We start from the raw sequence: 26,765 nt of genomic DNA on the forward strand, positions 1-26,765 counted from the left end.
GGTGTCGGCGCCGCTGTTCCTGGTCGACGCGCTGCCCACCGGCGACGCGCTGACCCTCGGCGGCCCGGAGGGGCACCACGCGGCCACCGTCCAGCGGCTGCGCGCCGGCGAGGAGCTGCTGCTGGCCGACGGCCGGGGCGGCACCGCCGCCGCCGTGGTCACCGCCGTCGGCAGGGGTGCCCTCGACCTGCGGGTCACCTCCCGGGGGCACGTCGACGCGCCCGTCCCCCGGCTCGTCGTGGTGCAGGGCATCGCCAAGGGCGACCGGGGCGAGCTGGCCGTGCAGGCGATGACCGAGGTCGGCGTCGACGAGATCGTGCCCTGGGCGGCGGCCCGCTCGGTGGCGCAGTGGCGCGGCGACCGGGGCGTACGGGCCCGGGAGAAGTGGGCGGCGACGGCCCGGGAGGCGGCGAAGCAGGCCCGCCGGGCGTGGCTGCCGGTGGTGGCCGGCGCCCCCGACGAGTCCACGGCCACGGTGGTCCGCCGGATCGCCGGGGCCGCCGCCGCGTTCGTCCTGCACGAGGAGGCGCAGGAGCCGCTGACCGCCGCCGCGCTGCCCGCCACGGGCGAGATCGTGCTGGTCGTCGGCCCGGAGGGCGGCATCACCGACGCGGAGGTGACCGCGTTCACCCAGGCCGGCGCCCGCCCGGTGCGCCTCGGCCCGCACGTGCTGCGCACCTCCACGGCGGGCGTCGCCGCCCTCTGCGTCCTGGCCACCCGCCTGTCCCGCTGGTGACCCGCCCATCCTGTCGGTGACCTGCCTGTCCCGCTGGTGGACCCCCGCCCCGGTCAGGTGCGCAGGTAGGACGCGCCGTTGAGGTCGACGATCGTGCCGGAGGCCCACTCCGCCTCCGCCGACGCCAGCCAGTGGACCGCCGCCGCGATCTCCTCCGGGCGGGCCACCCGGCCGAACGGGCTCTGCGCCCGGATCGCCGCGCCGCCCTCACCGGCCAGGTGCTCCGTGGTCATGTCGGTCTCCACGAAGCCGGGGGCCACCGTCGCGACCGTGATGCCGTACGGGGCCAGGGCCACCGCGAGGGACTGACCGAGCGCGTTGAGCCCCGCCTTGCTCGCCCCGTACGCCGGCTGCTCCGGCTCGCCCCGGAACGCGCCCCGCGACGAGACGTTGACGATCCGCCCGCCCCGCCCGCGCATGTGCTGGGCCGCGCACCAGGTCACGTTGGCCGCCCCGGTCAGGTTGGTCTCCAGCACCTGCCGCCAGCGCCGCTGCCAGTCGGCGTAGGACGCGCCGAAGACCGGGTGCGGGGCGTTCCGCTCGCCGTACACCCCGGCGTTGTTGACCAGCACGTCCAGCCCGCCGAGGCGGGTCGCCGCGTCGTCGACCATCACCCGTACCGCCTCGGGGTCGGCCAGGTCCGCGCGGACCACGACGTGGCCGTCGCCCGGCAGTTCCGCGCGCAGCCGCTCGGCCAGCTCCCCGGAGCCCCGGTGGTGGATCGCCACCCGGTCCCCGCCCGCCGCGAACCGCGCCGCCACCGCGCGCCCGATGCCCCGCGAGGCCCCCGTCACCAGCACCGCCCGTGAAGTCACGCGGCCATCATGCCCCAGCCGTCCGGCACCACTTACCATGCCCCGATGGGATCCGACTGCCTGTTCTGCCGCATCGTCGCCGGGGAGATCCCGGCCACCGTCGTCCGGGAGACCGACACCACCCTCGCCTTCCGCGACATCGATCCGAAGGCCCCGGTGCACGTGCTGGTCATCCCCAAGGAGCACTACGCCGACGTGGCGACCCTCGGCCAGGGCGACCCGGCACTCGCCGGCGAGCTGCTCGCCACGGCCGCCGCCGTGGCCGAGGACGAGGGGCTGCTCGGCGACGGCTTCCGGCTGATGTTCAACACCGGGGCGTACGGCGGCCAGGAGGTCTTCCACGTGCACGCGCACGTGCTCGGCGGCGCGCCGCTGGGCCCGATGCTCTGCCGCTGAGGGGGGGGGGGCGGCGGGCGCGTCCGTCGCGGGCGCGTCCCGCGCCGAGGTGTTAGGAAGGGGCCCTTCCCATACGGAATGCGTTAACAAGGGGCCCCTCCTTACACTGCGGGCGTGAGTGGAATCGACGAGCGGCTCGGGCGGATGGTGCGGCGGGTCCAGGCCGAGGGGCGGGTGCCGGCGGTCGCGGCGGCCCTGCACCGGGCGGACCGCCCGCTCTGGACCTGCGAGGCCGGCGGCACCGGCAACGACACGGCGCTCGGCCCGCAGACGCTGTTCCGGATCGGCTCGGTCACCAAGACGTTCACCGCGGTGCTGGTCATGCAGTGCCGCGACGCCGGCCTGCTCGACCTCGACGACCCAGTCGGCGCGCACCTCGACGTGCCCGCACACGGCGAGCTGACCGTGCGCCGGCTGCTGTCGCACACCTCCGGCCTGCAACGGGAGCCGCACGGCGACGTCTGGGACACCCTGCTCGCCCCCGGGGCGGACGAGCTGCTGGCCGACCTGGCCCGCGCCGAGCGGGTGCTGCCGCCGGCCCGCCGCTTCCACTACTCCAACCTCGGCATGGCCGTGCTCGGCCAGCTCGTCGCCCGGCTGCGCGGCGGCACCTGGGCCGAGGTGCTCGCCGACCGGGTGCTCACCCCGCTCGGCCTGACCGCCACCACCGACCGGCCGGGCCCGGCGGCGGCCACCGGGTTCCTTGTCGACGCGTACTCCGACGAGGCGCACCCCGAGCCGCCCACCGACTTCGCCGCGGTCGGCCCGGCCGGGCAGCTGTGGAGCACCGCCACCGACATGGCCCGCTGGGCGGCGTTCCTGGCCGACCCGGCGGCGCTCGACCCCACCGGCGCGGTGCTCGCCCCGGCGACGCTCGACGAGATGCGCTGGCCGCTGACCGTCACCGACGAGACGACCTGGGGGGCCGGCTTCGGGCTGGGGCTGATCCTGCTGCCGCAGGGCGACCGGGTCGTGCACGTCGGCCACGACGGGGCGATGCCCGGCTTCCTCGCCGCCGTCTACGGCCGCCGGGGCGGCGACGGCACCCCCGGGGCGATGGGCGCGGCGGTGCTCGGCTCGTCCGGGACCGGCGTGCAGGTCATGGAGCTGCCGCACCGGCTGCTCGCCGCCGCCGTCGAGCACGACCCGGCCGAGGTCGAGCCGTGGCGGCCGGGCCCGCCGGCCCCGGAGCACCTGCGCGGGATGCTGGGCCCGTGGTGGGGCGAGGGCTTCGCGTCCGTCTTCAGCTGGCACGACGGCACCCTGCAGGCCCGCAGCGCGGGCGACCCGGCGGGCAAGCCCCCGGCGGTCTTCGCCCCGCTGCCGGACCGGCCGGACGTGTTCCGCACCGTCTCCGGGCGGGAGGCCGGCGAGCTGCTGCGGTTGACCCGGGACGCGACCGGGGCGGTGGTCCGGCTGCACTGGGCGACGTACCGCTTCACCCGGGGCCAGGAGACCTTCGACGGGTACGACTTCCGGCGCTGACGCCCGGCCGGGCCGGCAGCCCGGCGGCCCGGGGAAATGGGCGAGGTGCCGCCGCGCGGGAAACGTTACGATGGAGGTAACGTCCGATCGCCGCGCCAGCAGGGCCCGGCGCCGAGATCGAGAGCAGGTGCGCAGGGCCCCTCGGCCCGACCCATGACCGGCACCCCACCTCCCGGCCCGCCCCGGGTGCAGACCAGGATCACCGTCCCCGACTCGAAGATCATGGTCAACCTGCTGGGCGCGGGCGACGAGATCCTGCGACTCGTCGAGCGTTCGGTCGACAGCGACGTGCACGTCCGCGGCAACGAGATCACCATCACCGGTGCTCCGGCGGACAACGCCATCGCCGAGCGCCTCTTCAGCGAGCTGCTCGAACTGATCGAGAAAGGCGAGACCCTGACCACTGACGCCGTGCGGCGCACCGTCGGGATGCTGGAGCAGGGCGGCACCGAGCGGCCCGCCGAGGTCCTGACGCTCAACATCCTCTCCCGGCGCGGGCGCACCATCCGCCCCAAGACGCTCGGGCAGAAAAAGTACGTCGACGCGATCGACGCGCACACCATCGTCTTCGGCATCGGCCCCGCCGGCACCGGCAAGACCTACCTGGCGATGGCGAAGGCCGTCCAGGCCCTCCAGGCCAAGCAGGTCAACCGGATCATCCTGACCCGGCCGGCGGTCGAGGCGGGGGAGCGGCTGGGCTTCCTGCCCGGCACGCTCAACGAGAAGATCGACCCCTACCTGCGCCCGCTCTACGACGCGCTGCACGACATGCTCGACCCGGAGACGATCCCGAAGCTGATGGCGGCCGGGACGATCGAGGTCGCGCCCCTGGCATACATGAGGGGGCGGGCGCAGCCGTACGACGCGCGGGTCCTGACCCCCGAGGGGTTCCGGCCGTTCGGGTCGCTGCGGGTCGGTGACCTGGTCATCGGCTCGAACGGCACGCCCACGCCGGTGATCGGCGTCTACCCGCAGGGGCCGAAGCAGGTCTACCGGGTCACCACCCAGGACGGCGCGTCCACCGTCGCCTGCGGCGAGCACCTCTGGACCGTCGCCACGCCCGACGACAAGCGGCGCGGGCGTCGGCGCACCCTCGAAACCCAGGAGATGATCGGCAAGGAGTGGCGGGGCCACACCCGCCGGTACGAGCTGCCGGTCGTCGCGCCCGTGCAGTTGGCGCCGCAGGACGTTCCGCTCGACCCGTACGCGCTCGGGCTGCTCCTCGGCGACGGTGCCTTCTCCTCCCGGGCGACGCCGGCCTTCTCCACGGCGGACCCGGAGCTGGCCGCCGCGCTCGACGAGGCGCTGCCCGGCATCGCCCTCGTTCGCAAGAGCGAGTACGACTACGTGCTCCGGCACGTCGACGGTCACCGGGGTGGGGTCATCGTCGCCAACCCGGTGACGGCCGTGCTGCGCGAACTGGGCCTGGCCGGGGAGACCTCGGGCACCAAGTTCGTGCCCGAGGTCTACAGGAACAACAGCCTCGACGTCCGGCTGGCCGTGCTCCAGGGGCTGCTGGACACCGACGGCGGGCCGGTCGTCCAGGCGGGGCGCACCTGCCGGGTGCAATACTCGACGACGTCGCCGCGGCTGCGGGACGACGTGGTCTACCTGGCCCAGTCGCTCGGTGGGGTGGCCACCTGGCGGGTCCGGGAGGCCGAGGGGCGTAAGCCCGGCCTGGCCAAGGGCCGCCCGGTCCACTACCGCGCCGACGCCTACGTCGTGGAGATCAGGCTTCCTGCCGGTGTCGCGCCGTTCCGCCTGTCGCGCAAGCGTGCGCTGTACGACGAGCACGGCGGTGGCCGGCCGATGCGGTTCATCGACTCGATCATCCCTGCCGGGGTGCAGGAGACGATGTGCATCCAGGTCGCGGCGGAGGACTCGCTGTACGTGACCGACGACTTCCTGGTCACGCACAACACCCTCAACGACGCGTTCATCATCCTCGACGAGGCGCAGAACACCACGCCCGAGCAGATGAAGATGTTCCTCACCCGGCTCGGCTTCGGTTCCAAGATCGTGGTCACCGGCGACGTCACCCAGGTGGACCTTCCCGGCGGGACGACCAGCGGCCTGCGGGTGGTCCGGGAGATCCTGGAGAACGTGGAGGACGTGCACTTCGCGCAGTTGTCCAGCTCCGACGTGGTGCGCCACCGGCTGGTCGGGGAGATCGTCGACGCGTACGCCCGCTGGGACGCCGAGCGGGAGAACCAGCAGGCGCAGGGCGTGCACGCCGTGCCGGGGCGCACCGCCCAGGGCGGCCGGGCCGGCCGGCGCCGACAGACCTAGGGAACCCAGTTGTCCATCGAGATCGCCAACGAGTCCGGTGTCGACGTCGACACCGACGCCGTGCTCGCCGTCGCCCGGCACGCCCTCGACGAGATGGGGGTCAACCCCCTCGCCGAGCTGTCCGTGCTGCTGGTCGACATCGACTACATGACCGAGCTGAACCACCGCTGGATGGGCGGCGACGGCCCGACCGACGTGCTCGCCTTCCCCATGGACGAGGGCAGCGTCGACCACGGGCCGGGCGAGTCCAGCTCGGCCGGCGGGGAGCCGGCGCTGCTGGGCGACATCGTGCTCTGCCCGGAGGTGGCGGCCAAGCAGGCCGCGACGGCCGGCCACTCCTCGGCCGACGAGCTGCACCTGCTCACCGTGCACGGGGTGCTGCACCTGCTCGGCTACGACCACGCCGAGCCGGAGGAGGAGCGGGAGATGTTCGAGCTCCAGGCCCGGCTGCTGGCCAGCTGGCGGTCGACCCGGTCCGCGTGATGCCCGCACAGGTGTCGGCTGCCGGCGCGGCGGCGGGCCTGCCCGACCTGCAGCTGCTCGTCTTCGCGGCCGGGCTGGTGGTGCTCGCCGGCCTGATCGCGATGACCGAGGCGGCGCTGGCCGCCGTGTCACCGGCCCGGGCGGCCGAGCTGGCCCGCGACGGGGCCCGGGGCGCGCGCACGCTCCAGGCCGTCGCCGGCGACGTCGTCCGCCACCTCAACCTGCTGCTGCTTCTGCGGCTGCTGGCCGAGCTGACCGCCACCACGCTGGTCGCGCTGGTGGCGGTCGACACGTTCGGCGCGGGCTGGCGGGCGGCGCTGGTCACCGCCGGCGCGATGACCGTGATCAGCTTCGTGGTGGTCGGGGTCGGCCCGCGTACCCTCGGCCGGCAGCACGCGTACGCGGTCGGCCGGGCCGTCGCGCCGCTGGTGCGCTGGCTGGGTCGGGCGCTCAATCCGCTGGCGTCGCTGCTGATCCTGATCGGCAACGCGGTCACCCCGGGGCGCGGTTTCCGGGAGGGGCCGTTCGCGACCCAGGTGGAGCTGCGCGAGCTGGTCGACCTGGCCGAGCAGCGGGGCGTCGTCGAGCACGGCGAGCGGCAGATGATCCACTCGGTGTTCGCGCTCGGTGACACCATCGCCCGCGAGGTGATGGTGCCGCGCACCGAGATGGTGTGGATCGAGGAGAGCAAGACCCTCTCCCAGGCCCTCGCCCTGTTCCTGCGCTCCGGCTTCTCCCGCATCCCGGTGATCGGGGAGAGCGTCGACGACGTGCTCGGCGTGCTCTACCTCAAGGACCTGATCCGCCGCACCCAGGGCGGCGACCCGGCGGCTTCCCTGCTGCCGGTGTCGGAGCTGATGCGCCCGGCGACGTTCGTCCCGGAGTCGAAGCCGGTCGACGACCTGCTGTCGGAGATGCAGGCCGCGCGCAACCACCTGGTCATCGTCGTCGACGAGTACGGCGGCACCGGCGGCCTCGTCACGATCGAGGACATCCTGGAGGAGATCGTCGGCGAGATCACCGACGAGTACGATGTCGAACGTCCGCCGGTCGAACGGCTGGCGGACGGCGCGGTGCGGGTCACCGCCCGGCTGCCCGTCGAGACCCTCGGCGAGCTGTTCGACGTCGAGCTGCCCGCCGACGAGGTCGAGACGGTCGGCGGTCTGCTCGCCCAGGCCCTGGGCCGGGTCCCGATCCCCGGCGCGGAGGCCGAGGTGGCCGGGCTGCGCCTGGTCGCCGAGGGCACCACCGGCCGGCGCAACCGGATCGACACCGTGCTGGTGAGCCGGGTCGAGCCGACCGACCACCCCGACACCACCCCCGGGCGCGGCGAGCCCGCCGAGGCCCGGGGCACCCAGAACCGAGCCGAGGAGAGGCAACCCGCCGATGCCTGAGTCACCCGCCGCGCCCGCCGCCCTGCCCACCCCGTCCGCGCCGGTCGAGCTGAGCGCCGAGGACGGCAAGCTGGTCATCCTCGCCCGGGGGGCCCGGGGCCGGGTGGGCGCCGTGGAGGGAGCCGCGGTACGCGACCAGGACGGCCGGACGTACGCGGCGGCGAGCGTGTCGCTGCCCTCGCTGACCCTCACCGCCCTCCAGCTCGCGGTGGCCTCCGCCGTGGCGGCCGGGGCGACCCGGCTGGAGGCCGCCGTCGTGGTGACCGAGGCGTCGACCCTGGACGGGGCGGGGCACGCCGCCGTCCGTGACCTGGCCGCCGACGCGCCGATCCACGTGGCCGCGCCGGACGGCACCGTCCTCGGCACGGTGGTCGAGTGAGCGACGTGCGGGGAGGCCGGGCGGGCGACGTCGGCGGCGGCGGGGGAGCGCGCCCGTACCGGGCGGGATTCGCCTGCTTCGTGGGCCGGCCGAACGCCGGCAAGTCGACGCTGACCAACGCCATCGTCGGCACGAAGATCGCGATCACCTCGAACAAGCCGCAGACCACCCGGCACGTCATCCGGGCCGTGCTGCACCGGCCGGAGTCGCAGCTCGTCCTGGTCGACACCCCTGGGCTGCACCGCCCCCGCACGCTGCTCGGCGAGCGGCTCAACGACCTGGTCCGTTCCACCTGGAGCGAGGTCGACGTGATCGGCCTGTGCATCCCGGCCGACGAGCCGGTCGGCCGGGGCGACCGGTTCATCACCGGGGAGCTGGCCGAGCTGAAGGCCACCGTGCTGGCGGTGGTGACCAAGACCGACCTGGTGGACAAGAAGCGGCTGGCCGAGCAGTTGCTCGCGGTCAGCGAGCTGGGCGAGTTCGCCGCCGTGGTGCCGGTCAGCGCGGTCTCCGGGCACCAGCTCGACACGCTGGTCGACGTGATGACCGGTTACCTGCCCGAGTCGCCGCAGCTCTACCCGGACGACATGCTCACCGACGACCCGGAGCAGGTGCTGGTCGCCGAGCTGATCCGGGAGGCGGCCCTGGAGGGGGTTCGCGACGAGCTGCCGCACTCCATCGCCGTGGTGGTGGAGGAGATGATCCCCGAGGGCAACCTCATGAAGATCTACGCCGACGTGTACGTCGAGCGACCCAGCCAGAAGGCGATCGTGATCGGCCACCGGGCCAGCCGGCTCAAGGAGGTCGGCACCACCGCGCGCCGGCACATCGAGGAACTGCTCGGCACCCGCGTCTACCTGGACCTGCACGTCCGCGTGGCCAAGGACTGGCAACGCGACCCCAAACAACTCCGCAAACTGGGCTTCTAACCCCCACCCACCCACCCCGGCCCGGGGCGGGTGTTCCGGTTCTGGGCAGAAGGATGGCGTTTCTCACTTTCTAGGCGGCTTGCTGGGCGTTTTGCGGTGGGGGGTCGGAGGGTAGGGATCGACAGCTCCCCCCTGCCCCCGACCGGAAGCCGGCTGATGCGAAACCGGTACCTGGACCTGCTCCGTGCCCTGGCGATCGTCCGTGTCGTCGTCTACCACGTGACCGGATGGGCCACGCTGACCCTGGTCTTCCCGGCCATGTCGGTGATGTTCGCGCTCGCCGGTTCGCTGATGGCGGCGTCGCTGGACCGGTCCGGACCGTCGGCGGTACGCCGGCGGCTGCGCCGCCTGTTGCCCTCGCTGTGGGTGCTGGCCGCCGTCTTCGTCCCCGCCATGCTGCTCACCGGGCTGCCGCTGACACCGAAGGTGCTGCTGTGGGCGTTCCCGGTCGCCGACCCGCCGGCCAACTACTGGGGGGCGCTGGCGCTCAGCGTGATCTGGTATCTGCGCGACTACCTGTGGTTCGTGTTCGCCTCGCCCGTCGCGCTGTGGCTGTTCCGGCGGGCCCCGTGGCCCACCCTGCTCGCCCCGTACGCGCTGCTGGCCGCCATCGAGTTCGGACTGTTCCCCGCCGCGCCCACCGTGCTGCGGGAGTTCGGCCTCTACTTCGGCGCGTGGCTGCTCGGCTTCGCCCACCACGACGGCCTGCTGCGGCGTACGGCCAATCGGGTGCTGGTCCCGGTGGCGCTGGCCCTCGGCGTCGCCGGGGCGGCCTGGATCGCCACCCACCCCGGGTCGCGCGGGTACGACCTGAACGACATCCCGCTGGGCAACGCGTTGTGGTCGGCCGCGTTCATCCTCGTGGCGATCGGCCGGGCCCCGGCGTCGGCGGCCTGGGTGGACCGGTCCGCCGTGGCGGGCCGGGCGGTGACGGTGCTGAACCGGCGGGCGCTCACCGTCTACCTGTGGCACATGCCGTTCGTGGTGGCACTCACCCCGCTGGTCGACGTGGTCGGCTGGTCCCATCAGGACCCGGTGGGCCTCGCGATCCGGGTGGTGCTGGTCTTCGCGCTGGTCGGCGCGGTCACCGCGGCGGTCGGCTGGGTCGAGGACGTCGCCGCCCGCCGGCCCCCGGAGCTGTTCCCCGGTGGCGTTCGCCCCGTGCCGGCCCGAGGGACCGCCCCCGGCCGCCCCGTGCCGGCGGGCGGGGCTGACGCCGGCCGCCCCGTGCCGGCCGGCGCCCGCCCTGTGCCCGTCAGTCCCGCCCCGGCCGGCTACGACCGGGCGGTGCTGCCCGCGCCCCGCGCCCCCGAGGAACACACCCTCAAGCTCAGCGCGCGGTGACCGTCACGTTGCCGCTGTCGGCGGCCACGTCGAGCAGCAGCGACGCGCCCGGGTCGTCGACGATGCCCAGCTCGGCCTCGCCGGAGTCGACGTCCGAGCGCACCCGGTACCGGCCGGCGGGCACGACGAGCTGCACGTCGCCGCTGGCGGCGTGCGCCCGCACCGAGGCGGGGGCGGCCAGCTCGACGGTGACGTCGCCGGAATCGGTCTCGGCGTCCACCTGGCCGCCGAGGCGGCTGCCCGTGACGTCGCCCGACGAGGCGCGCAGGGTCGCCGGGCCGCGTACGTCGTCGACCTCGACGTTGCCGGAGCTGGCCTCGGCGCGGACCGCCCCGGTCGCCCGGGTGATCTCCAGGTTTCCCGAGTCGAGCCGGAAGTCCACCTCGCCGACCCGGCTCAGCGTCACGTTGCCCGACCCGGTCGCGCCGCTCACGGCGACGCCTTCCGGGGCGTTCACCTCATAGGAGATCGTGCAGCGGGAGCCGCAGTCGGTGTCGAGCACCAGCTCGTCGCCCCGGATCTCGTACCGGGCTTCGGGCTGGTCGCCGTGGTAGCGCAGCACCCGCTTGATCCGTACCTGGCCGGCGGGGCCGCCGCCGACGACCGTCACGTCGCCCGAGCCGGGCAGCACGGTGACCCGGGCGATCCGCGTCGACTCGACGTCGTCGAAGTCCAGCCGGCGCAGCGACAGGTTGTCGCACCCGGCGAGGAGGATCAGGGCGGCGACGGCCCCGACCGCGACGGCGCGGGCGGGGACGCCGCGGGTGGCGCGGGCGGGGCGGGTGGCGTGGGCGGTCGGGTGCGAGGCCATGGCCGGCACGCTACGGCCGGTCCGGCCCGCCGCGCATCGGGGATCACCCGCCGGGCACCCCGATTCGACCCTGATTCCGTGGGCCGGGGGAGAATGATCGGATGGCCGGGTACCGCCGACAGCTCTACCGCGACGACGCGGTGGTCCTGCGCGTGCAGAAGCTCGGCGAGTCCGACCGGATCATCACCCTGCTGACCCGCCGGCACGGGCGGCTGCGCGCGGTGGCCCGGGGGGTCCGCCGCACCACCAGCAAGTTCGGTGCCCGGCTGGAGCCGTTCGGCCACGTCGACGTGCAGCTCGCCGGCGACCCCAAGGGCAACACCGGCAGTTCGCTGCACAGCGTCAGCCAGGTCGAGGGGATCGACCTGTACGGCAAGCGGTTCCTCGGCGACTATCCGCGCTACACGGCGGCCAGCGCGATCGCCGAGACCGCCGAGCGGCTCACCCCGGTCGAGCGGGAGCCGTCGCTGCGGCTGTTCCAGCTCACCCTCGGCGCGCTCAAGTCGCTCGCCCGGGGCGAGCACGCCACCACGCTGGTGCTCGACGCGTACCTGCTGCGGGGGATGGCCCTGGCGGGCTGGGCGCCCGCGCTGACGGCCTGCGCCGTCTGCGGCACCCCCGGGCGGCACCGGGCGTTCTCCGTGCCGGCCGGCGGCGCGGTCTGCCCGGACTGCCGGCCCCCCGGCGCGGCCCACCCCGCCCCGGCGACCGTCGACCTGATGTCCGCGCTCACCACCGGCGACTGGGTGCTCGCCGACGCCACCGAGACCGGCGTACGCCGGGAGTGCAGCGGCCTGGTCGCGGCGCACCTGCAGTGGCACCTGGAGCGCGCGCTACGCTCGCTGCCGCTGGTCGACCGGGGTGGCCCGACGGCCGGCGGTGCCGCCGCCGTGGACAGGGGGAAGACCGAGTGATCCGATCGTTGAGGGCCGGCCGGCGTGAGCCGGTGCCGCCGACTCCGCACCCGTCGGGCGCCCGGCCCCCGGCGCTGCCGGCCGACGCGCTGCCGAAGCACGTCGCGATCGTCATGGACGGCAACGGCCGGTGGGCCAAGGAGCGGGGGCTGCCCCGCACCAAGGGCCACGAGCAGGGCGAGCACAGCCTCTTCGACACCATCGAGGGCGCGATCGAGCTGGGCATCCCCTACCTTTCGGCGTACGCGTTCTCCACGGAGAACTGGCGGCGCTCCCCGGACGAGGTCCGGTTCCTGATGGGCTTCAACCGGGACGTCATCCGTCGCCGCCGCGACCAGCTCGTCGAGCTGGGCGTGCGGGTCGTCTGGTCGGGCCGCGCCGGCCGGCTGTGGAAGAGCGTCATCTCCGAGTTGCAGACGGCCGAGGAGATGTCCCGGGGCAACTCGACGCTGACGCTGCAGTTCTGCGTCAACTACGGCGGGCAGGCCGAGATCGCCGACGCCGCCGCCGCGATCGCCCGCGACGTGGCGGCGGGCCGGCTCGACCCTGGCAAGGTCACCGAGAAGACCGTGGCGAAATACCTCTACCACCCGGAGGTCCCCGACGTGGACCTCTTCCTCCGCCCGTCCGGCGAGGAGCGGATCTCCAACTTCCTGCTCTGGCAGACCGCGTACGCGGAGCTGGTGTTCCTCGACACCCTGTGGCCCGACTTCGACCGCCGCCACCTGTGGTATGCGTGCGAGCTGTACGCCCAGCGGGACCGCCGGTTCGGCGGGGCGCTGCCCAACCCGGTCGCCCCGCCGCAGCCCTGACCGGCCGCAGCCCTGACGCCGCAGCCCTGACCGGCCCGTAGGGACGCTTACCGGCGTGGCCGGTGGGGTATCACCTCCGGCAACAGCCACGACGGCGGAGGTGAACCCACATGATTCAGAAGCGGATTGCCCAGTGGGCGGTCATGGCGGTCGCCGTGCCGCTGGCGGCGGCCGGCGCGCGCCGGCTCAGCCACACGCTGGAGGCCCGGCGCGGCCCGACCGGCGTGACCCGGATGCTGACCAGGGGCGCCGACCTGCTGCGCCCGCAGAAGGCGAAGCGCCGCCGGTTCTTCTGACCCGACCGGTTCTCCCCGACCCGACCGCGCCGGTGCCGCCCCCGAAGCTTCGGGGGCGGCACCGGCGCGTTGCGGCTCAGGCCTCCACTTCGGAGCGGCCCTCGGTGGCCCACAGGGTGTGGAACGAGCCGTCCCGGTCCACCCGGCGGTAGGTGTGCGCGCCGAAGTTGTCCCGCAGCCCCTGCAGCAGCGCGGCGGGCAGCCGCTCGGCGCGCAGGCCGTCGAAGTAGGCCAGCGACGACGAGAACGCCGGCGTCGGCACCCCGGCCCGCGCCGCGTCGACGACGACCCGCCGCCAGCTCGGCACGCCCGCGCTGACCGCCTCGGCGAAGTACGGCGCGACCAGCAGCGACGGCAGCTCCGGCTCGGCGTCGTACGCCTCCTTGATCCGGTCCAGGAAGCGGGCCCGGATGATGCAGCCGCCCCGCCAGATCGTGGCGGTGCCGCCCAGGTCGATGTCCCAGTCGTACTCGCTGCTGCCGGCGCGGATGTGGTCGAAGCCCTGCGCGTACGCGACGATCTTGCTGGCCAGCAGCGCGCGCCGCACGTCCTCGACGAAGGTGTCGCGGTCCTCGACCTGCCACTTCTCCCCGGCGTCGCCGAAGGCGCGGCGGGCGGCCTCGCGCTGGCCGGCGTGCCCGGACAGCGACCGGGCGAACGTCGCCTCGGCGATGCCGGTGATCGGGATGCCCAGGTCAAGCGCGCTCTGCACCGTCCAGCGGCCGGTGCCCTTCTGCTCGGCCTGGTCGAGCACCACGTCCACGAAGGCCCGGCCGGTCGCCGCGTCGGTGTGCCCGAGGACCTCGGCGGTGATCTCGATGAGGAACGACTCCAGCTCGCCGGTGTTCCACTCCCGGAAGATCTCCGCGATCTCCGCCGGGCTCGCCGACAGCCCCGCCCGCAGCAGGTCGTACGCCTCGGCGATGAGCTGCATGTCGGCGTACTCGATGCCGTTGTGGACCATCTTGACGAAGTGGCCGGCGCCGTCGGGGCCGATGTGCCGGCAGCACGAGGTGCCGTCCACCTGCGCGGCGATCTTCTCGAACATCGGGCCGAGCTTCGCGTACGACTCGGCGGAGCCGCCCGGCATGATGCTCGGCCCGAGCAGCGCGCCCTCCTCGCCGCCGGACACGCCGGTGCCGGAGAAGTGCAGCCCCTTGGCGCGCAGCGCCTCCTCCCGCCGCCGCGTGTCGGCGAAGTGGGCGTTGCCGCAGTCGACGATGATGTCGCCCTCGTCGAGCAGCGGCACCAGCTCGTCGATCACCGCGTCGGTCGGTGCGCCCGCCTTGACCATGATGATCACGGCGCGGGGGCGTTCCAGCGAGCCGACGAAGTCCGCCAGGGACTCGGACGGCACGAACGTCCCCTCGTCACCGTGCTCGGCGACCAGGCTGCGGGTCCGCTCCGGCGACCGGTTGTGCACCGCCACCGTGAACCCGTTCCGGGCCAGGTTGCGGGCCAGGTTCCGGCCCATCACCGCCAGCCCCGTCACGCCGATCTGCGCCGTCGCCTGTTGCGTCATCCGTACCCGCCACCTCTCGCGTCGCCTGTAGTGCTGCGACGGTATCGCGCCGCCCGCCGGACCGGGACCGGTGGTCGACGCGGTGTCACAGTGTGGTGGCGTCCGCCCCGCAGCCGCCGCCCTGACCTGCGGGTCAGCCGATCAGCGGGCGGAACGTGCCCAGGACGACGCTGACCGCCAGCGCCGCCCCGGCCAGCGCCGCCGCACCGGCGACCAGCAGCGCGTCGGCGGGGCCGAACCGCTGCCGCCGGGCGACCGTGCGCGGCGTGGCCGCGTCGAAGCCCCGGGCGTCCATCGCCACCGCCAGCCGGGTGCCCCGCCGGATCGCGCCGACCAGCAGCGCGAACGCCGTCGAGACGAACAGCCGCAGCCGGGCCACCGGGTTGCGGCCGGCGTCCACCCCGCGCGCCCGCCGGGCCATGCTGATCATCTGCCACTCCTGGCCGAGCAGCGGCACCAGCCGGAACGCCGCCAACGCGCCGATTGCGAAGCGGGCCGGGGCCTTCGCGTTCTGCACCAGCGCGTCGGCCAGGTCGGTCGGATCGGTGGTGGCGAAGACGATCACGCCGGGCAGCGCCACCGCGAGCATGCGCAGGGCCAGCCCGAGCGCGGTCAGCAGCACCCCGCTGGTGACCGCCACCGGCCCCGCCTCGACCAGGGTCCGGCCGGTGCGCTCGGCGGCGAACAGGACCAGGGTCACCACGATGCCGGCGGCGCTGAGCAGCAGCGGGGCGGCCCGGCGGGCGAGCACCCCGTAGCGGATGCCGAACAGGGGCAGCACGGCCAGCTCGACGCCGATGGCGACGGCCGGCGCCACCGGGTCGAGGGTGGCGAGCAGGGTGAACGAGAAGACCAGCGCGGCGGCGACCTTCGCCACGGGGTTGCGCCGGGCCAGCGGGGCGCCGGGCACGGCCACCGGAGAGATGCTGATCATGCTGCCACCGCCCGTCGGTGCCCGGTGCCGGTCACGCCGCCACCGCGGCCGGGTCGCGGGTCAGGGTGAGCCGCCGGTCGGCCAGGGCCGCCACGAAGTCCGCGTCGTGGGTGACGGCGACGACGCCGTGCCCGCCGTCGCGCAGCTCGGCGAACAGGTCCACCAGCTCCAGCCAGGTGCGCCGGTCCTGGCCGAAGGTGGGCTCGTCGCAGACCAGCAGGCGGGGCGCGGTGGCCAGGGCCGTCGCCACGCTCAGCCGCCGCGCCTCCCCACCCGAGAGGGTGTACGGGTTCGCGCGCGCCAGCCGCGCCAGGCGCAGCCGGTCCAGCAGCCCGTCCACGGTGGCCCGGACGGCGGCCTCGCCGTGGCCGGTGCGGCGCGGCCCGAGGGCCAGCTCGTCGTAGACCGTGCCGGTGACGAACTGGTGCTCCGGGTCCTGGAAGACCGACCCGATCCGGCGGGCCAGGGCGGGCGCCCGCCAGCGGTGCGGCGCGGTGGCGGCGTCCCGCCCGGCCAGTTCCCGGGTCGCCTCGATCCGCCCCGCCCCGGGCCGCAGCAGGCCGCCGAGCAGCAGCGCCAGCGTCGACTTGCCCGCACCGTTCGGGCCGAGGACGGCGAGCGCCTCGCCGGCGCGTACCGCCAGGTCGGTCGGGGCGAGGCGGGGCGGCAGGCCGGCCCCGTCGGCGGTGAGCAGCGCCGCGCCGCAGGCGGCGGTGGCCCGCCGGGGCGGCACCGTCCGGCCGGGCACCCAGACCCCCTCGGCGGCGAGCGCGTCGCCGTGTGCGGCGAAGACGGCCTCCGGCGGCCCGTCGGCGCGGACGCCGCCGCCCGGCTCCAGCACCACCACCCGGTCGACCAGCGGCAGCGCCTCGGCGACCCGGTGCTCGACCAGGACCAGCGCGGTGTCGGCGGTGACGGCGTCGGCCACGGCCCGGCGGACCAGCGCCGCCCCGGCCGGGTCGAGGTTGGCGGTCGGCTCGTCGAGCAGCAGCAGCCCCGGCCGCGGGGCGAGCGCCCCGGCCAGCGCGAGCCGCTGCTGCTCGCCGCCGGAGAGGGCGGCGGTCGGGCGGTCCCGGTCGTACGGGAAGCCGACCCGGCGCAGCGCCTCGTCCACCCGGGGCCAGATCTCACCGGCGGGCACGCCCCGGTTCTCCAGCCCGAACGCGACGTCGTCGCCGCAGCGGGCCATCACGAGCTGGCTCTCCGGGTCCTGGAAGACGATGCCGACCCGGTCCCGGTCGGCGCGGGGGTCGACGCCGTCGACCTCGACGGTGCCCTCCTGCTCGCCCGAGTCGTCGGACAGCAGCCCGGCCAGCGCGGCCAGCAGCGTGCTCTTGCCGGCCCCGGAGGGCCCCAGCAGCAGCACCCGCTCGCCGGCCTCGACGCTCAGGTCCACCCCGCGCACCGCCCAGGCCCGCCGCCCGGCGTGCCGCCACCCGAACCCCCGCAACACCACCCGCGCCCGTACCGCCATGCCTCCCCGCCCCCTCCGCCCGCCGTCGGTGATCAAGAGGTTCGCGTCAGGAGAGCGCGCTCGGCTGACGCAAACCTCTTGATCGACATGTGGAACCGCGCGCTAGATCGGGGTGCGGGCGCGGGCGGCGGGGAAGCGGTCCAGGGCGCCCGTGGTGAGCAGGGCGCGCAGGAGGGCCCACGCGCCCGCGCCCGCGATGATCGTGGCGCTCACCACGGTGAGCAGGGCGTACGGGAGGCGGTAGCCGGTCAGGTCGTACTCGGCGTTCCACACGAGGAAGTCGAACAGGGCGGCGCCGACGCCGGTGAGCGCCCCGGCGAGCAGCGCGGTCGGCAGCCGGAAGGAGCGGTAGCGGAACGCGGCGAACGCCAGCTCCGCGCCGAGGCCCTGGACCATGCCCTGCGGGATCACCGTGCCGGCCCACTGGCTGCCCAGCAGGGCGGACAGGACGGCGGCGACGGTCTCGCAGTACAGGGCCGCGCCCGGCTTGCGGATCACCAGGCCGCCGAGCACGGCCGGCATCAGCCAGACCCCGTAGAGCAGGGTCTGCGCGGGCGGGAAGAACGCGAACGCCCCCTCGGTGGCGCTCCAGACCAGGCCCCAGGCCCAGAAGATGACGCCGAAGGCGACGGCGATCACCGAGGCGACCACGATGTCGATCGTGCGCCAGCGGTTGCTGTCGGTGTGGTTCATGGTGGCTCCCAGTCCTTGACGAACCAGGAGAAGACGCACGCCGCGCCCGGTGCACCGGACGTCGACGCGGCTGGAGGTCGACCGAACTCCCTGCGCTGGCATTACCCAGATCAGGTTCGAGGGTCTGCGGGCGGTGCCCGCACTCTCAGCGCTGTGCGCTCCCCTGTCGGATGTGAAGTTGTCTCCCCGACGCTAACACCCGGGAAGATCACCGGGCAAAGTGATCTTTCCGCAGCTCACGAGGGAGGATCCCGGAACCCGGTCACCGCCGTTTCGGCGTCGTCCATCGACCCGGCCCGCTGGGCGCGATAGTGTCGCGCCGCCGAACCTCACCCGCCTCCAGGGAGCAGACCGTGGCGTCGACGACCGACAGCTCCGCGCCGCCCGCCGGCCCCGACGGGCGGGCCCCGGCGACGGGGCCGGGCGGCGGGGACGGGCCGGACGTACCCCAGGGGGAGGCGGCGTCGGGCGGGCCGCGACGGTCGCTCGGCGGCCGGATCGGCTCGGTCGAGGTGCTGGCCGCGCTGCTGGTCCTCCTGATCGTGTTCCGCGCGCCGCTGGCCGACGCGCTGTCCGCGCCCCGGCTGCAGACCTGGACGACGGTCTTCGTCTCGGTGCTGGTGCAGGCCGTGCCGTTCCTCGTCTTCGGGGTGCTGCTCTCGGCGGTGATCGCGGTCTTCGTGCCGCGCTCGTTCTGGGCCCGGGCGCTGCCCCGGCACCCGGCCCTCGCGGTGCCGGTGGCCAGCGCCGCCGGCGTGGTGCTGCCCGGCTGCGAGTGCGGTTCGGTGCCGATCGCCGGGTCGCTGATCCGGCGCGGCGTCACCCCGGCGGCGGCCCTGGCGTTCCTGCTCGCCGCCCCGGCGGTCAACCCGGTCGTGCTCGCCGCGACCGCCGTCGCCTTCCCCGGCGCACCGGAGATGGTGCTCGGCCGGGCGGTGGCCAGCCTGGTCGTCGCCATGGTCATGGGGTGGCTCTGGCTGCGGCTCGGCCGCGCCGACTGGATCCGGCTGCCGCGCCGGCCCGAGCTGGACGGGGCGTCGCGCGGCGCGGCCTTCTGGGCGGCCGTGCGGCACGACGTCGTGCACGCCGGGGGCTTCCTGGTCGTCGGCGCGATGGCCGCCGCCAGCATCAACGTGCTGGTGCCGGAGCGCTGGCTGCAGACCCTGGCCGACAAGCCGGTGCTGTCGGTGCTCGCCCTGGCCGTGCTCGCCGTGCTGCTGTCCATCTGCTCGGAGGCCGACGCCTTCGTCGCGGCGTCGCTGTCGCAGTTCTCCCTCACCTCCCGTCTCGTCTTCCTGGTGGTCGGTCCGATGGTCGATCTCAAGCTGATCTCGATGCAGGCCGGCGTCTTCGGCCGCCGGTTCGCGGTCCGGTTCGCCCCGGCGACGTTCGTGGTCGCCGTCGGGGTGGCCAGCCTCGCCGGGGCGGTGCTGCTGTGAACCGGCAGGCGCAGGCCGTCGTCCTGCTGCTGCTCGGCGGCGCGGTGGTCCGGGCCAGCGTCACCGACCTCTACCTGCGCTACGTCAAGGAGGGGCTGCGGCCGTTCCTGATCGCCGCCGGGCTCGTGCTGATCGCCGCCGCCGTCATGACCCTGTGGTACGACCTGCGCCCCACGCCGCGCGGCGACGCCCACGGGGCCGACGACGGGCCCGGGACGGGCGGGCACGCGGAGGACGACGACGGGCACGGGCACGGCCACCACGGGCCGCGCGTCGGCTGGCTGCTCCTGCTGCCCGTGCTCGGGCTGCTGCTGGTCGCCCCGCCGGCCCTCGGCTCGTACGCGGTGGGCCAGGCCGGCACCGCGCTCGCCGGCCAGCAGCAGTCGGACTACCCGCCGCTGCCGCCGGGCGACCCGGCCCCGGTCACCGTCCTCGACTACGCCTCCCGGGCCCTGTTCGAGCGGGGCGCGTCGATCGGCGAGCGGCGGGTCCGGCTCACCGGGTTCATCGCGCCCGGCCCCGACGGGCAGCCGATCCTGGCCCGAATGGTGCTCTCCTGCTGCGCCGCCGACGGCCGCCCCGTCAAGCTGGGCATGACCGGCGACGTGCCCCTGGGCCTGCCGCCCGACACCTGGGTCGAGGTCACCGGCCGCTACAGCGACCGGGTCGGGCGGGACCCGGTCAACGACGCCGAGATCCCCTACCTCGCCGTGGAGTCCTGGCGGGAGGTGCCCGCCCCGAGAAACCAGTACGAGTGACCGGCCCCGGCCTGGGTAGGCTGCCGATCATGCGGGTCGACGCGCGAGGGTTGACGTTCGAGGTGCACGCCGGCGGGCCGGCCGACGGCGAGCCGGTGCTGCTGCTGCACGGTTTCCCCCAGCACAGCGGCGAGTGGGACGAGGTCACGCCGGCGCTGCACGCCGCTGGGCTGCGCACGTACGCGCTCGACCAGCGCGGCTACTCGCCCGGCGCCCGGCCGGCGGAGGCCGAGGCGTACCGCATTCCCGAGGTGGTCGCCGACGCGGCGGCGGTGCTCGACGCGCTGGGCGTCGACGCGGCCCACGTGGTGGGGCACGACTGGGGCGCGATCGTCGCCTGGGGACTGGCCGCCGCCCACCCCGACCGGGTGCGCACCCTCACCGCCGTGTCGGTCCCGCACCCCGCCGCGATGGCCCACGCGCTGGCCACCGACACCGAGCAGAAGGCCCGCTCGTCGTACATGGCGCTGTTCCGCAAGCCCGGCAAGGCCGAGAAGGTGCTGCTGGCGTTCCGGGCCGTCGCCCTGCGCCGGCTGCTCGGCGGCATCGGCGACGCCGCCCGGGTCGCCCGGTACGCCGACCCGATGCGCGCCCCGGGCGCGCTGACCGCCGCCCTGAACTGGTACCGCGCGATGTCCGGAAAGGACCTCGCGGCGGTCGGGCCGGTGTCGGTGCCGACCACGTACGTGTGGAGCGACCGGGACACGGCGGTCGGCCGGGTCGCCGCCCGGGCCTGCGCCGCCCACGTGACCGGCGACTACCGCCCCGTCACGCTGGCCGGGGTGTCGCACTGGATCCCCGACGCCGCACCCGGCCCGCTGGCCGAGGCGATCCTGGCCCGCACGGCCACGGCCCGATGACGCCGGCACCGGCCGCCCGGCCGCACACCCGCGCCTCGCTCGCCGCGCAGCTCACCGACCTGGGGGTACGCCCGGGCACGGTGGTGCTCGTGCACGCCGGGCTGAAGGCGCTCGGGTTCGTCTGCGGCGGCGCGCAGGCGGTGGCGCTCGCGCTGCGCGACGTGCTCGGCGAGCGGGGCACGGTCGTGGTGCCCACCCACACGCCGGAGAACAGCGACCCGGCCGAATGGACCAACCCGCCGGTGCCGGCGCAGTGGTGGCCGGTGATCCGGGCCGAGACGCCCGGCTTCGACCCGGCGGTCACCCCGAGCCGGTTCATGGGGGCGCTGGCCGAGACCGTCCGGGGCTGGCCGGGTGCCCGGCGCAGCGACCACCCGCAGGTCTCCTTCGCCGCCCTCGGGCCCGCCGCCGAGCGGATCGTGGCCGGGCACCGGCTGGCCGGCATGCTCGGCGAGGACTCGCCGCTGGGCCGGCTCTACGACGCCGACGCCGACGTGCTGCTGCTCGGCGTCGGCCACGACTCGAACACGTCGCTGCACCTGGCCGAATACCGGCAGCCCGCCCCACCGAGGCGACGGGAGGGCGCGGCGGTGCGCACCCCGGACGGCGGCCGGCGCTGGGCGGGGTGGGACGACATCGTGCTCGACGAGAGCGACTTCCCCCGGCTCGGGGCGGCGCTGGAGGCGACCGGCGCGGTGCGGGTCGGCCCGGTCGGCGACGGGACGGGGCGGCTGATGCGCCAGCGGGCCGCGGTCGACTTCGCGGTGGACTGGCTGGCCCGCCACCGGGCAACGGTGGCCGGCGGCCGGACAAGGACCGACGGGACCGGCGAGACGCCGGACGGCAGCCGGGGGACGGAGGACGACGCATGACGGTCAGCGCCGAGGACTACCTGGCGGTGGTGACGGAGACGATCGGCCGGGTGTCGGCCAGCCAGCGGGAGGCGGTGGGCCGGGCGGCCGACCTGATCGCCGACGCGCTGCGCGCCGACGGGGTGGTCCACGCGTTCGGCACGGGCCACTCCGAGGCCCTCGCCATGGAGATCGCCGGCCGGGCCGGCGGCCTGGTGCCGACCAACCGGATCGCGCTGCGCGACGTGGTGCTGCGCGGCGGGGCCCCGGTCGACGTCCTGGGCCCGCTGCTGGAGCGGGATCCGGCGGTGGCCCACCGCCTCTACGAGCTGGCCCCGGTCCACCCGTCCGACGTGTTCGTGGTGGCCTCCAACTCCGGGGTCAACGGGGCGATCGTGGAGTTCGCGGCGCTGGTGACCGGGCGGGGGCACCGACTGGTCGCCATCACGTCGGCGCAGCACTCGGCGCGGATGGCGTCCCGGCACCCGTCGGGGCGCAAGCTGGCCGACTTCGCCGACGTGGTGCTGGACAACGGCGCACCGTACGGCGACGCGACCCTGCCGCTGCCCGGCGGCGGCGCGGTCGGCGCGGTCTCCTCGATCACGGCGGCCCTGCTCGCGCAGCAGGTCACCGTCGAGGTGGTGGCCCGGCTGCTCGCGGCGGGGGAGCCGCCCCCGGTCTACCTGTCGGCCAACATCGCCGGCGGCGACGCGCACAACGACGCCCTGGAGGCCCGGTACGCGGGCCGGATCCGCCGGGGGGCGTGACCGCTTCCGATCGGGCCCGGCCGCGCCCCGCCGTCCCGCGCGGGCGCGGGCGTGAATGGGTTTCGTCGTCGATCCGATCGGGCAATGGCGATGCTGCCGGCGGGCCGCACCCGCCGGCAGTACCGTCGCCCCCGGAGGTAACGCGTGTCCAAGGAAACCGAGCGGCAGCGCTGGCAGCGCAACTTCGCCGACCTGCTCCAGGAGCTGCGGGTCGCGCAGACCGGTGTGCAGATCCTCTTCGCGTTCCTGCTGACGCTGCCGTTCAGCAACGGTTTCACCAGGACCAGCGACTTCCAGAAGGACGTCTACATCGTCGCGCTGCTGTCGGCCGCCGCCGCCACCGCGATGATCATCTCCCCGGTGGCCTTCCACCGGGCGCTGTTCCGGCAGGGCCGCAAGCCGGAGCTGGTCCGCTTCGCCCACCGGATGGCCAGCGGCGGGCTCGGCTTCATGCTCGTCTCGATGGTCAGCGCGGTCCTGCTGATCACCGACTTCGTGCTGGACCGGGGCATCGCGTTCGTGCTCACCGCGGTCACCGCCGTGTGGTTCCTGACCTTCTGGGTCTTCCTGCCGTTCGCCCGCCGCAACTGGGGCGAGGACGACATCGACGACGACGATGACGACCCGCAGACGCTGACGGGCGACTGACCGCGCCCGCTGCGACCAGCGGCGACGCTGTCGGAAATCCGAAGTGCACGCGACGCTACCCCTGGGTAACAACCGGGGGTAGCGTCGCTTGTGAGTCGAGCACGTCGACGCATCCGGACCGAGGTTCGAGGAGGCAGCCGTGACCACGACGCAGAACAGCCGACCCGCGCCCGACCCGGCGGAGGGAGCCACGCCGGGCGCCGGCCCGCAGCCGGCGCAGGCGAGCGCGGCGGCGGACGACGCCGGCCCGACGCCGGCCCAGGGAAGCACCGGGCCGCTGCCGGCGGAGGCCGGGCAGGTGTCCGAGAAGGAGGCCCGGCAGGTCGCCGAGGCGGCCCGCGAGTCGGCCTGGGACCGGCCCAGCTTCGGCAAGGAACTGTTCCTCGGGCGGTTCCGGCTCGACCTGATCCACCCGTGGCCGCGCGCCGATCCGGCCGAGGACGCCCGCGCCGAGGAGTTCCTGGGACGGCTGCGCGCGTACCTGGCCGCCGAGGTCGACGGCGCGGCGATCGAGCGGGACGCCCGCATCCCCGACGAGGTGTTCCGGGGCCTGGCCCGGCTCGGCGCGTTCGGCATGAAGATCGACCGGAAGTACGGCGGGCTCGGGCTGAGCAACCTGCACTACTGCCGGGCGCTGATGCTGGCCGGCTCGGTCAGCCCGGCGATCGGCGCGCTGCTGTCGGCGCACCAGTCGATCGGCGTGCCGCAGCCGCTCAAGATGTTCGGCACCGCCGAGCAGAAGCAGCGCTTCCTGCCCCGGCTCGCCGCCGGCGAGGTGTCGGCGTTCCTGCTCACCGAGCCCGACGTCGGCTCCGACCCGGCGCGGCTGGCGACCACCGCCGAGCCGACCGCCGACGGCACCGGCTACCGGCTCAACGGGGTGAAGCTCTGGGCCACCAACGGCACCGTGGCCACGCTGCTGGTGGTGATGGCCCGGGTGCCGGCGACGCAGGGGCGGCGCGGCGGGATCACCGCGTTCGTCGTCGACGGCGACGCCGAGGGCATCACCGTGGAGCGGCGCAACGAGTTCACCGGTCTGCGCGGCCTGGAGAACAGCCTCACCCGGTTCCACGACGTGTTCGTGCCGGCCGAGAACGTCATCGGCGGCGAGGGCAAGGGCCTCAAGATCGCCCTGACCACCCTCAACACGGGGCGGCTCTCGCTGCCGGCGATGTGCGTCGGCGCGGGCAAGTGGTCGCTGAACGTGGCCCGGGAGTGGGCCGCCGACCGCGTCCAGTGGGGCCGGCCGGTGGGCGAGCACGAGGCGGTGGCCCAGAAGCTCGCCTTCGTCGCCGCCACCACGTACGGCATGGAGACGATGCTCGACCTGTGCTGCCTGCTCGCCGACGACGACCGCAACGACATCCGGATCGAGGCGGCGCTGGTCAAGCTGTACGCCAGCGAGATGGCCTGGAAGATCGGCGACGAGCTGATCCAGATCCGGGGCGGGCGCGGCTACGAGACCGCCGACTCCCTGGCCGCCCGGGGCGAGCGCCCGGCGGCGGTCGAGCAGATGCTGCGGGACCTGCGGATCAACCGCATCTTCGAGGGCTCCACCGAGATCATGCACCTGCTGATCGCCCGCGAGGCCGTCGACGCCCACCTGTCCGTGGCCGGCGACATCATCGACCCGGACGCCGGGCTCGGCCGCAAGGCGAAGGCCGGCGCGCGGGCGGGCGCGTTCTACGCGCGGTGGCTGCCGACCCTCGCCGTCGGCCGGGGGCAGACCCCGACGGCGTACGCGGAGTTCGGCCCGCTCGCCGGGCACCTGCGCCAGGTAGAGCGGTACAGCCGCAAGCTGGCCCGGTCGACGTTCTACGCGATGTCCCGCTGGCAGGGGAAGATGGAGCGCAAGCAGGCGTTCCTCGGCCGGGTGGTGGACATCGGCGCGGAGCTGTTCGCGATGAGCGCGGTCTGCGTCCGGGCGTACGCGGAGAAGGACACCCGCCCGGAGAACGTCGAGCTGGCCGACCTGTTCTGCCGCCAGGCGCGGCTGCGGGTCGACGCCCTGTTCACGGGCCTGTGGGCCAACACCGACTCGGTCGACGTGGCGGCGGCGCGGCGGATCCTCGCCGGTCGGTACGCCGCCCTGGAGGACGGGGTGATCACGCCGCCGGCCGACCTGCCCTGGGTGGCCCGCTGGACGCCGGGCCCGTCCACCGCCGACGACGTCCGCCGCCGCATCCCGCCGGAGTGAAAGGCGGGCCGGTCAGCGGGAAGCGATCGCCCAGGCCAGCACGGCCGCCAGGATGAGCCCGTTGAGCAGCGCCAGCACCAGGTACGCCTGCGGCGGGATCTTGCGGCCCCGCTTGACGAAGCTCACCAGCACGGCGGCGTACGCCAGCAGCAGCACGGCGACGACGATCAGGAAGTAGAGCACCGCCCCACCCTAGACGAGCGGCTCGGCGGCCGGCCGGCGGTCGGCCGCCGAGCTGGGCCGGGCGGCGGGCACGGCCGGGTAGCATGCGCGTATGAATCGAATCTCATCAATCAATAAGTGGGGCGCGGCGTATCGGCGTGCCGTCGGGGTGGTCGCGATCGCGCTGGCTGTCCTGGCGGGCGGGGTGGCCGTCGCGGCCGGGGCCGCCACCGCAGCGGCCACCGGCTGCCGGGTCGACTACAAGGTCACCAGCGAGTGGCAGGGCGGCTTCGGCGCGGACGTCACGATCACGAACCTCGGCGACCCGGTCTCCGGCTGGACGCTCACCTGGTCCTTCGCCACCGGGCAGCGGGTCACCCAGGCGTGGAACGCCACCGTCACCCAGAGCGGGTCGGCGGTCAGCGCGAGGGACGCCGGCTACAACGGCTCCATCGGCACCAACGCCAGCGTCAGCTTCGGCTTCAACGGCGCGTGGACCACCGCCAACCCGGTGCCGACGGCGTTCTCGCTCAACGGGCTGCCGTGCACCGGCGCGCCGACCGCCACGCCGTGCGCGCCGCCGTCCACCCCGTCGTCGCCGTCGGCCACCCCGTCCCGTACGCCGACCCCGACGCCCTCCACGCAGGCCCCCGTCACCGTCTGGCTGGCCGGCGACTCCACGGTCGCCAACCCGTCCTCCAGCGGTGCCTGCCCGGTCGGCTGGGGCAACCAGTTCGGCCAGTACCTCAACGCCAACGCGACCGTGGTGAACAGCGCGGTCGGCGGGCGCAGCATCCAGACCTGGCTGTACGACCCGAACGTCACCACCACGAAGAACTCGGCCGGCGAGTGCGTGGTCAGCCCGGAGACGTACTCGACCCGCTGGCAGGCCATGCTGAACTCCGGCACCGGGATGAAGGCCGGCGACTACCTGTTCATCCAGTTCGGCATCAACGACGGCGACCCCAACTGCAACCGGCACGTCGGCTCCGCGCGGTACAAGCAGCTGCTCGGCGTGATGGCCAACGCGGCCAAGCAGCGCGGCGCGCGCCCGGTCTTCCTCACCCCGGCCGCCGCGATCACCTGCTCGGGCAGCACCGCCGTCGGCAACCGGGGCTTCCTCACCGAGACGTTCGACGCGGGCGCGGCCAACGACGTACCGGTCATCGACCTGCACCGGCTGAGCTACACGCTCTACAACCGGCTCGGGCTGTGCCCGAACAACGGCGACTACGGCTCGGGTGCGGTGGGCGCGTTCTTCTGCAACGACCACACGCACTTCGAGGCGGCGGGTGCCCGGCAGATCGCCGGCGTGGTCGCCACCGCGCTGCGCGACCAGCAGATCGGCCTGGCGGCCTACCTGCGCTGACGCGAGCG

General features: G+C 74.8%; 26 protein-coding genes, 3 pseudogenes and 1 riboswitch. Of the genes and pseudogenes, 22 read left to right on the top strand and 7 right to left on the bottom strand.

Going from position 1 to position 26,765, the window contains the following annotated elements; genetic code table 11:
* The first annotated feature begins 1 nt into the window (after nucleotide 1).
* Nucleotides 2–736: a 16S rRNA (uracil(1498)-N(3))-methyltransferase gene (locus tag LPA42_RS20255; protein WP_077938741.1), complete on the top strand. Its 735-nt coding sequence runs from the start codon at nucleotides 2–4 to the stop codon at nucleotides 734–736.
* Between the two features lie 53 nt (nucleotides 737–789).
* Here LPA42_RS20255 and LPA42_RS20260 read toward each other — a convergent pair whose 3' ends face one another.
* Nucleotides 790–1,551 (bottom strand): SDR family NAD(P)-dependent oxidoreductase, encoded by a 762-nt coding sequence (locus LPA42_RS20260; RefSeq protein ID WP_077938742.1) that lies wholly within the window; start codon nucleotides 1,549–1,551, stop codon nucleotides 790–792.
* A gap of 45 nt (nucleotides 1,552–1,596) precedes the next feature.
* Between LPA42_RS20260 and LPA42_RS20265 the strand changes: the two genes are divergently transcribed.
* From LPA42_RS20265 to LPA42_RS20310, 10 genes and pseudogenes are all read left to right on the top strand, one after another.
* Nucleotides 1,597–1,947: a histidine triad nucleotide-binding protein gene (locus tag LPA42_RS20265; RefSeq protein WP_077938743.1), complete on the top strand. Its 351-nt coding sequence runs from the start codon at nucleotides 1,597–1,599 to the stop codon at nucleotides 1,945–1,947.
* 114 nt (nucleotides 1,948–2,061) lie between these two features.
* The gene (locus LPA42_RS20270) at nucleotides 2,062–3,432 is read left to right on the top strand and encodes a serine hydrolase (protein ID WP_077938744.1); all 1,371 of its coding nucleotides are present in this window, start codon (nucleotides 2,062–2,064) and stop codon (nucleotides 3,430–3,432) included.
* 153 nt (nucleotides 3,433–3,585) lie between these two features.
* A pseudogene (locus LPA42_RS20275) lies at nucleotides 3,586–4,281 on the top strand (PhoH family protein); the annotation flags it as partial.
* A gap of 258 nt (nucleotides 4,282–4,539) precedes the next feature.
* A pseudogene (locus tag LPA42_RS20280) lies at nucleotides 4,540–5,088 on the top strand (LAGLIDADG family homing endonuclease); the annotation flags it as partial.
* Between the two features lie 264 nt (nucleotides 5,089–5,352).
* A pseudogene (locus LPA42_RS20285) lies at nucleotides 5,353–5,721 on the top strand (PhoH family protein); the annotation flags it as partial.
* A gap of 9 nt (nucleotides 5,722–5,730) precedes the next feature.
* Nucleotides 5,731–6,204, top strand: a complete 474-nt coding sequence (gene ybeY / locus LPA42_RS20290; RefSeq protein WP_043966793.1) for an rRNA maturation RNase YbeY — start codon at nucleotides 5,731–5,733, stop codon at nucleotides 6,202–6,204.
* Complete coding sequence (locus LPA42_RS20295; protein WP_091275544.1) at nucleotides 6,180–7,598, top strand: hemolysin family protein; 1,419 nt, start codon at nucleotides 6,180–6,182, stop codon at nucleotides 7,596–7,598. Before ybeY ends, LPA42_RS20295 begins: the two co-directional genes overlap by 25 nt.
* Nucleotides 7,591–7,977 carry a hypothetical protein gene (locus tag LPA42_RS20300; RefSeq protein ID WP_043966794.1) on the top strand — a complete coding sequence of 129 codons (387 nt, stop codon included), beginning with the start codon at nucleotides 7,591–7,593 and terminating at the stop codon, nucleotides 7,975–7,977. The genes LPA42_RS20295 and LPA42_RS20300 overlap by 8 nt, the downstream gene beginning before the upstream one ends.
* A gap of 5 nt (nucleotides 7,978–7,982) precedes the next feature.
* A complete protein-coding gene (era, locus tag LPA42_RS20305) occupies nucleotides 7,983–8,906 on the top strand; it encodes a GTPase Era (RefSeq protein WP_077938753.1) in 924 nt (307 codons plus the stop codon).
* A 156-nt stretch (nucleotides 8,907–9,062) separates the two neighbouring features.
* Nucleotides 9,063–10,250 (top strand): acyltransferase, encoded by a 1,188-nt coding sequence (locus LPA42_RS20310; RefSeq protein ID WP_077938755.1) that lies wholly within the window; start codon nucleotides 9,063–9,065, stop codon nucleotides 10,248–10,250.
* Here LPA42_RS20310 and LPA42_RS20315 read toward each other — a convergent pair.
* The gene (locus LPA42_RS20315) at nucleotides 10,237–11,061 is read right to left on the bottom strand and encodes a DUF4097 family beta strand repeat-containing protein (protein WP_077938757.1); all 825 of its coding nucleotides are present in this window, start codon (nucleotides 11,059–11,061) and stop codon (nucleotides 10,237–10,239) included. The genes LPA42_RS20310 and LPA42_RS20315 overlap by 14 nt on opposite strands.
* Nucleotides 11,062–11,162: 101 nt before the next feature.
* On the opposite strand from LPA42_RS20315, the gene recO reads away from it, so the two are divergent.
* The 3 genes from recO to LPA42_RS20330 all read left to right on the top strand — a co-directional run bounded on the left by recO (nucleotide 11,163) and on the right by LPA42_RS20330 (nucleotide 13,083).
* Nucleotides 11,163–11,975 carry a DNA repair protein RecO gene (gene recO / locus LPA42_RS20320; protein WP_043966796.1) on the top strand — a complete coding sequence of 271 codons (813 nt, stop codon included), beginning with the start codon at nucleotides 11,163–11,165 and terminating at the stop codon, nucleotides 11,973–11,975.
* A 32-nt stretch (nucleotides 11,976–12,007) separates the two neighbouring features.
* A complete protein-coding gene (locus LPA42_RS20325; protein ID WP_198956651.1) occupies nucleotides 12,008–12,787 on the top strand; it encodes an isoprenyl transferase in 780 nt (259 codons plus the stop codon).
* 110 nt (nucleotides 12,788–12,897) lie between these two features.
* Nucleotides 12,898–13,083 (top strand): hypothetical protein, encoded by a 186-nt coding sequence (locus LPA42_RS20330; RefSeq protein WP_077938759.1) that lies wholly within the window; start codon nucleotides 12,898–12,900, stop codon nucleotides 13,081–13,083.
* A 76-nt stretch (nucleotides 13,084–13,159) separates the two neighbouring features.
* Here LPA42_RS20330 and gndA read toward each other — a convergent pair whose 3' ends face one another.
* The 4 genes from gndA to LPA42_RS20350 all read right to left on the bottom strand — a co-directional run bounded on the left by gndA (nucleotide 13,160) and on the right by LPA42_RS20350 (nucleotide 17,706).
* Nucleotides 13,160–14,605, bottom strand: coding sequence for an NADP-dependent phosphogluconate dehydrogenase (gene gndA, locus LPA42_RS20335; protein ID WP_077938760.1), 1,446 nt, complete (start codon nucleotides 14,603–14,605; stop codon nucleotides 13,160–13,162).
* Between the two features lie 133 nt (nucleotides 14,606–14,738).
* Nucleotides 14,739–15,539 carry an energy-coupling factor transporter transmembrane protein EcfT gene (locus LPA42_RS20340; RefSeq protein WP_077938761.1) on the bottom strand — a complete coding sequence of 267 codons (801 nt, stop codon included), beginning with the start codon at nucleotides 15,537–15,539 and terminating at the stop codon, nucleotides 14,739–14,741.
* A gap of 31 nt (nucleotides 15,540–15,570) precedes the next feature.
* The gene (locus tag LPA42_RS20345) at nucleotides 15,571–17,013 is read right to left on the bottom strand and encodes an ABC transporter ATP-binding protein (protein ID WP_228986775.1); all 1,443 of its coding nucleotides are present in this window, start codon (nucleotides 17,011–17,013) and stop codon (nucleotides 15,571–15,573) included.
* 102 nt (nucleotides 17,014–17,115) lie between these two features.
* Entirely contained in the window at nucleotides 17,116–17,706 is a 591-nt protein-coding gene (locus LPA42_RS20350) for an ECF transporter S component (protein WP_043966802.1), read from the bottom strand.
* A 69-nt stretch (nucleotides 17,707–17,775) separates the two neighbouring features.
* A riboswitch (TPP riboswitch) is annotated at nucleotides 17,776–17,881 on the bottom strand.
* 322 nt (nucleotides 17,882–18,203) lie between these two features.
* On the opposite strand from LPA42_RS20350, the gene LPA42_RS20355 reads away from it, so the two are divergent.
* The 7 genes from LPA42_RS20355 to LPA42_RS20385 all read left to right on the top strand — a co-directional run bounded on the left by LPA42_RS20355 (nucleotide 18,204) and on the right by LPA42_RS20385 (nucleotide 25,226).
* Entirely contained in the window at nucleotides 18,204–19,145 is a 942-nt protein-coding gene (locus LPA42_RS20355; protein WP_198956652.1) for a permease, read from the top strand.
* On the top strand, nucleotides 19,142–19,903 hold the full coding sequence (locus LPA42_RS20360; RefSeq protein ID WP_077938764.1) for a TIGR03943 family protein: 762 nt from the start codon (nucleotides 19,142–19,144) through the stop codon (nucleotides 19,901–19,903). Before LPA42_RS20355 ends, LPA42_RS20360 begins: the two co-directional genes overlap by 4 nt.
* Nucleotides 19,904–19,932: 29 nt before the next feature.
* A complete protein-coding gene (locus LPA42_RS20365; protein ID WP_077938772.1) occupies nucleotides 19,933–20,763 on the top strand; it encodes an alpha/beta fold hydrolase in 831 nt (276 codons plus the stop codon).
* Nucleotides 20,760–21,635, top strand: coding sequence for an aminoglycoside N(3)-acetyltransferase (locus LPA42_RS20370; RefSeq protein WP_077938765.1), 876 nt, complete (start codon nucleotides 20,760–20,762; stop codon nucleotides 21,633–21,635). The genes LPA42_RS20365 and LPA42_RS20370 overlap by 4 nt, the downstream gene beginning before the upstream one ends.
* Complete coding sequence (locus tag LPA42_RS20375; protein ID WP_077938766.1) at nucleotides 21,632–22,381, top strand: sugar isomerase domain-containing protein; 750 nt, start codon at nucleotides 21,632–21,634, stop codon at nucleotides 22,379–22,381. Before LPA42_RS20370 ends, LPA42_RS20375 begins: the two co-directional genes overlap by 4 nt.
* Nucleotides 22,382–22,525: 144 nt before the next feature.
* On the top strand, nucleotides 22,526–23,029 hold the full coding sequence (locus LPA42_RS20380) for a DUF6328 family protein (protein WP_077938767.1): 504 nt from the start codon (nucleotides 22,526–22,528) through the stop codon (nucleotides 23,027–23,029).
* Between the two features lie 277 nt (nucleotides 23,030–23,306).
* The gene (locus LPA42_RS20385) at nucleotides 23,307–25,226 is read left to right on the top strand and encodes an acyl-CoA dehydrogenase family protein (RefSeq protein WP_077938773.1); all 1,920 of its coding nucleotides are present in this window, start codon (nucleotides 23,307–23,309) and stop codon (nucleotides 25,224–25,226) included.
* 12 nt (nucleotides 25,227–25,238) lie between these two features.
* Here the strand turns inward: LPA42_RS20385 and LPA42_RS20390 are convergent, their stop codons facing one another.
* The gene (locus LPA42_RS20390) at nucleotides 25,239–25,409 is read right to left on the bottom strand and encodes a hypothetical protein (RefSeq protein ID WP_176734065.1); all 171 of its coding nucleotides are present in this window, start codon (nucleotides 25,407–25,409) and stop codon (nucleotides 25,239–25,241) included.
* A gap of 91 nt (nucleotides 25,410–25,500) precedes the next feature.
* On the opposite strand from LPA42_RS20390, the gene LPA42_RS20395 reads away from it, so the two are divergent.
* Nucleotides 25,501–26,757, top strand: a complete 1,257-nt coding sequence (locus LPA42_RS20395; protein ID WP_077938768.1) for a cellulose binding domain-containing protein — start codon at nucleotides 25,501–25,503, stop codon at nucleotides 26,755–26,757.
* The last annotated feature ends 8 nt before the right edge of the window (nucleotides 26,758–26,765 follow it).

The sequence above is a fragment of the Micromonospora sp. DH13 genome (assembly GCF_020873825.1).
Classification (GTDB): Bacteria; Actinomycetota; Actinomycetes; order Mycobacteriales; family Micromonosporaceae; genus Micromonospora; species Micromonospora haikouensis.